1 protein-coding gene is annotated in these 1652 nt (G+C 57.5%); it reads right to left on the reverse strand.

All coding sequences use genetic code 11. From position 1 onward, the window contains the following. Positions 1–1652, reverse strand: a 1652-nt coding sequence (locus tag H6F43_RS22935; RefSeq protein WP_277879851.1) for a helicase-related protein, incomplete at both ends; no start/stop codon positions are given.

Raw genomic sequence — 1652 nt, forward strand, 5'->3', positions numbered from 1 at the left:
CCGACGCCCGACCATTCCAGACAGCCAAAGTGCTGCAAAATGTCAATCAGGCTGACAAACTCCTCCCAGTGCCGCTGCGACTGACGACTCAGCTTTTCTTGCCGATCGTCCAGCTCATCCCGAATCGCCTGCATTCGCCTTTGGCGCTTAAGAATATTGGTGCGATTGCCCCAGCCATGCACCGGATGCGATTGAATTTGCGCCTCGACTGTCTGCATCCGCTGGAGTTGCTCATACACTTCTGGCGCGCTTTCTTCGAGCGGCGGCGGCGTGGGAATCTGGCGGGCGATCGTCCATGTCTGCTCGGTGCCGCTGCGGACCTGGCCCGGCTTTAGCGGCAGTTCAGTGGGAGGACTGAGGTAATCAGCACCAGACACGCGCGGAATCTCTGCCCGCAGGCTAACCACATCGCCCACCGTCGCTACGTACCAGCGGTTGTCCTGCCCCAGACAAACGAGCAGCGGAAACTGCCCAGAGCTTGGTGCTTTTGTAACTAACACAGCGGGGACTGGATTAGCGACCGGAACATTGGGACCCTTCAGGCTCAGCACCGTTCCAGCCACCGCAAACGAGAGAGCGATCGGCAAGTCGCCGCTCTGCATTTCCACCGCTTGCTCCTGCAAAATTTTCAGCAGGCGGCGTTCTTCTTTCAGGCGCTCTTGCAACTTTTCGTACTGCGTTAGCAAGTCCCAATCGACCGAGGCAATTTGCGCTTCTAGCTGTCTTAGCTCCGCTTGCAGGGCATCGATCGCGTCCTGCTGCGGACGCAGATACAGCGTCGCAAGATACTGCCCAAAGCTGCGCTCGATCAGCTCTTTAGCTTCTTCCAGCGTGTGGGTTTGCAGCAGATTCAGCACCATCCCGTAGCTAGGAGCAAACTGGCTCACCAGCGGATCGGCAGGAGACGTTGCCAAATAGGACGCTTCCCGTGCGCCCTCAAACGGCGTTTGTGCCGTCACCACATGCCCCAAAATATCCATGCCGCGCCGTCCTGCCCGCCCTGCCATCTGCAAGAACTCCGAAGCAGTGAGCAGACGGTGCCCTAAATCCGTCCGCTTGGACAGGCTGGAAATTACCGTCGTCCGGGCAGGCATGTTGATTCCGGCTGCCAGAGTTTCGGTGGCAAACACGACTTTGATCAAGCCCTGCTGGAATAATTCTTCGATCAAGCCTTTCCAAGCAGGCAGAATTCCGGCGTGATGGGCAGCAATGCCTCGATACAGCGGCTCAATTTGGTCGGCACGTCCGGCTTCAGGGTTACGGGCAAGGAATTCGTCTACGCGCGATCGTAGCTGCTCTGCCTCCGCCTCATTGACCAACAGCGGTAGAGCACTCACATCTGCCACCGCTTGGTCGCAGCCCTTGCGGCTAAAGATGAAGTAGATTGCAGGCAGCATATCTCGCTGCTGTAGCTGGCTCAGCAAAAATGCCAGATTTGGCGTTTCTTGGCGGGGCGTGCGTCCTCTGTTGCCTTTTGCGCCTTTGCCGCCCTTGGGTTTCAGACGGGGATTAACTCGTTTGCCGCTGTCGTCTAAGAGTGGGAATAGCCCCTTAGGAGAGCAGAAGTGGAACTGGAGCGGAACAGGGCGAAAATCTGAGTAGATTAGCTCTGTGGGACCGTGAACCCGATCGATCCAGTCGGTAAGCTGATC

Source organism: Leptolyngbya sp. FACHB-36 (assembly GCF_014695955.1).
In the GTDB taxonomy this organism is placed as follows: Bacteria; Cyanobacteriota; Cyanobacteriia; order Leptolyngbyales; family Leptolyngbyaceae; genus FACHB-36.